This is a genomic window from Glutamicibacter sp. (assembly GCF_035257265.1).
Lineage (GTDB): Bacteria > Actinomycetota > Actinomycetes > Actinomycetales > Micrococcaceae > Glutamicibacter.
In genome coordinates this window covers 1-3459 of sequence record NZ_DATEXC010000001.1, presented here as the reverse complement: position 1 = coordinate 3459, position 3459 = coordinate 1, and the positions used below count along the sequence as shown (strand labels likewise).

2 protein-coding genes are annotated in these 3459 nt (G+C 59.5%); both read right to left on the bottom strand.

Translation table 11 applies throughout. The features are described from left to right. Positions 1-167: 167 nt before the first annotated feature. Positions 168-1553: an IS4 family transposase gene (locus tag VJ369_RS00010; RefSeq protein WP_324090110.1), complete on the bottom strand. Its 1386-nt coding sequence runs from the start codon at positions 1551-1553 to the stop codon at positions 168-170. 283 nt (positions 1554-1836) lie between these two features. Next, on the bottom strand, positions 1837-3096 hold the full coding sequence (locus tag VJ369_RS00005) for an IS701 family transposase (RefSeq protein WP_324090109.1): 1260 nt from the start codon (positions 3094-3096) through the stop codon (positions 1837-1839). Between the last annotated feature and the right edge of the window lie 363 nt (positions 3097-3459).

Genomic DNA, 3459 nt, shown 5'->3' with positions numbered 1-3459 from the left:
AAACGATTTGAACGTGCCTTTTATCCGCCCAGGCCGTACAAGCGGGCCGCTGCATGACTGGCAGCGAACTTATGAAACGGACATCTAGGACAAGCGACCTCAAAGATCTACCAGGAATGAGATCGACCTCCTCCCTAATGTGCTGTGTGTTGGACACATTTTTTCGTTTAGGGTGGTTGGGGCCGCATAATACGATACATTTTGGTGAGGTCCATTAAGTGTTGAAAGCCACGCCACAACGTTTCAGTCCCGGGCTGGTCTCGGCGGCGACGTCCGACAAAGCCGCCGAGCTGTGCAATCCAGCGCACAGCCTGGTCAAGCGAAGGGGGCTCCTCAGGCGGTGTCGGACAATGATAGATAGCACAATACAACGCTTGCCATTCGTCGAGGTCCAACAGCACGCTGCACGGCATCTCAGGCACCGCCCGCGCCAGCATCGTGGCATAAAAAATCCGCCAGGCAATGACACTATACAGCGTCAAGCAGCGCTGCAAGCGCTCGCCGCTCGCCAACTGGCGTTCTTCAATACGACAACCACTTTTCAAAACGCGGTGCCAGACTTCAATACCCCAGCGACACGAGTACCATTGGACACGCTCGATGGCGTCGTCGACCGTCTCGGCCGCCACGGTCGTCAACAGCAGCCATTCAATGGGCGTGACGTCCGTTGGCGGATCGACTTCCTGGACCTGGACCGCCCACAGCGTGACCGCGGGCAAGCCTTCACGCTGGCGATGGCGAGGGGGACACAGCGTCAAGGGACAAAACCGCAGCGCCAACGTGGCGTCACGGGCGGCTTGCGGGCCACGACGCGGCACCTTCAAGAGGAGGTGTGCGAGAACCGATTGCACTTCAACCGTGGCCCACACATAGTGCTCAGGCCCACCGACGCAACGGTCCCACGAGGCGCGAATCAGCAGATCGACGCCCGCTGGGCGGGCGGCTGCCAGCACGTCATAGACATCAGCTTCACGATCGCCAACACTCACCAAGCGAGTCGTGGGACAGCTGTCACGGGCGGTGAAAACGGCGTCGAGACTGTGGAGCCACTTCTGACTTTCCTTCTGGCTGATGGGCAGCTGCTTGCGCCGGGCGCGCTTGCCCACCTCGTTGGGATCACGGGCCCAGACCTGTTGGGCCAACAGCCCCAAGGGCACACGCTCGGGCGTGAGTGCCAGCGTCGTATGGACCAAAAGCCCTTGACAGGCCGTATGGCCCAGGGGCCCCAAACCCTGGGTAGCAGGGTGCCCGGTCCAGTTGACTTCGGTGGTATCTTGCACGGCCAGCACCAAAGACACTTGATCAAGGCGCCTGTAGGTCGACTCGACATGACTTTGCAACATGTCCTGCGCTTCGATGGCGTCGTTATCAAAGAAGCGATACGCGGCTTTGAGCATGCCACCATCGCCACACGCTTCGGGAAGGGCGGCGGTGGGATGCTGGCCCAGGACGTTGGCGAGTTCCACCAGGCGTTTGGTGCGCCGCTCGTCGCCGAGTTCGGCATCGGCAAATTCGCGGACGGCCCAGTTGGTGTCGGTGGCGACGTGACTCATGCCCGACTCCTGTGTACACGGGTTGCTCTTGGAGATGCGCGCAAGGGATGAAGCCCTCAGCATACCTCAAGAGGCTCTAAAATAAAAATTGTGGGTAACTGGCAGAGTACTACAACGAGGGTTCACTCCCGTTGGGTGATTAAGGCAATGCGGCGCTTGCGATGTGAGAGATACGCCGCCTGGTTTCTCTGCTGGTGATACACCATAATGTCAAGCGCCAACTGCGTGTCAAACTCACGTCTGGGCAAGACGGCTGCCAACATCATCACCACCTGCGGCAACGTCACTGCCGGGGCTTTTTTTTAAACCGTAGGCTCATGCGCACCACAAAAAAGTGGGCCAGAATCACCAAGGTCATATGATGATGCCATCCGGTCCAACTCCGGACTTCATAATCGCCCATTCCCAGCAGTTGCTTTCCGTCTTCAAAACACGTTTCGATGGGCCACCGCATCCCGCTCATGCGTACATGGGTTTCCAGAGGGGTGTCAATAGGCGCATTGCACAGATAGGTCTTCAACTCCTGCGTCTCGATGTGCCGACGCAACACCAACCAGACGTCAGGACCTGGCAAGGCATCCCGTACGGCGACCACCCGCAGGGCAGCAAAGTCCGCCACCATAGGCCCTTGGCTACCTTCCTTGATCGTCCGGCGTATCCACGCCTCGGCGGGCAAGGCCGAGGCCATCCCCAGTACTGTTTGCGCCTGGGGCCCGCCCTCCACCAGACGTGCCCGCTGGGGGCGGCGTCCGCGCCCCCGCCAGGGCGGCATGTGGAGGGCGGGACGTTCTGCCCAGACCCGTGTAGTATGGGCCACCTCGGTAAAGTACCACAGGCCCAGCCCCGCCACCCCATCCAGCAAAGCCGGGTTCCCCCCAAATGCCTCATCTGCCACCACCCACTGACACCGCAGGGCATGACTTTGCACGACGGCAGCGAGCATCTCCTGAGCCAATTCGGGCTTCGTTTTGAAGGTGAGGTCAGCGGGCAGGCCACACTGCCGGCGCCGCTCCGTGTATGCGTCGTCTGTCAGCCATTCCGCCGGCACATACAACCGACGATCCAGCATGGCGTAGCCCTGAGAGCTCACATAGCCGACAAACACGCCGGCTTGGCAGTTGGCGCGCTTGCCCAACTCCCCACAGTATTGCCGCTTCACGCCCACCGAATGGACGCCCTGCTTTGGAAAATCACTGCCATCGACCATCAGCACACCATCGTCAGCCCCCAGGTCCCTCTCCACTTCTTTCCAATGCTGCTGCACCAGCCGTCCATCGTCCCACATCCCTTCACTAATGAAGGCCTGGAGGGCTCGAACTGCCGTGGGGGCGACCCCGTCCACCGCGAGCCCCATGGGCTCAATAGACTTGCGCGGCAACGGCGCCAACAACCCCTGGAGATAGGTGTGCGCCGCTTCTCGTTGTTCACGCCGCTGAAACAGGGGACTGTAGATGGCGTGATAGGCGCGCAACTCTTCCACCAGGTGCTCGATATCGTGCACCGACAACTCCATCCGCGGGGTGGTCTCGATCAGGTCGCTCATGCTGCCCTCCTTCCACGCAGGGGTGATGGGCAACATTACATCACATTTCAAAGGCTCGTTGTAGTACTAGGGCTACAATAGTAGATGGGGTGAGTTTTGAGAGTCAGAAAGACGCTGCACGTCATGTCGCGAAGACACGCAGCATCACGCTATCAGCAGCCCTGCAACGGCTCAAAAAAGGCATAGTAGATGATGTGAGACCTATAAGGCAGTCTGCCATGGTTGACGGCATCCAGTTTGAGAGCAAGGAGCAGGCCGCAGCATATCTTGCCGAAACACGCGGTATCCCACTGAGAACGGCAAGGTACAGGGTGGATACGGGGAAGTTTGATGAGAGCCAAAAGAAGCCTGTTGTATTTGATG

What these genes read in the sequence shown, in the direction of transcription:
- VJ369_RS00010 (WP_324090110.1), bottom strand. Translation starts at nt 1,553, where the DNA reads ATGAGTCACGTCGCCACCGACACCAACTGGGCCGTCCGCGAATTTGCC.
- VJ369_RS00005 (WP_324090109.1), bottom strand. Translation starts at nt 3,096, where the DNA reads ATGAGCGACCTGATCGAGACCACCCCGCGGATGGAGTTGTCGGTGCAC.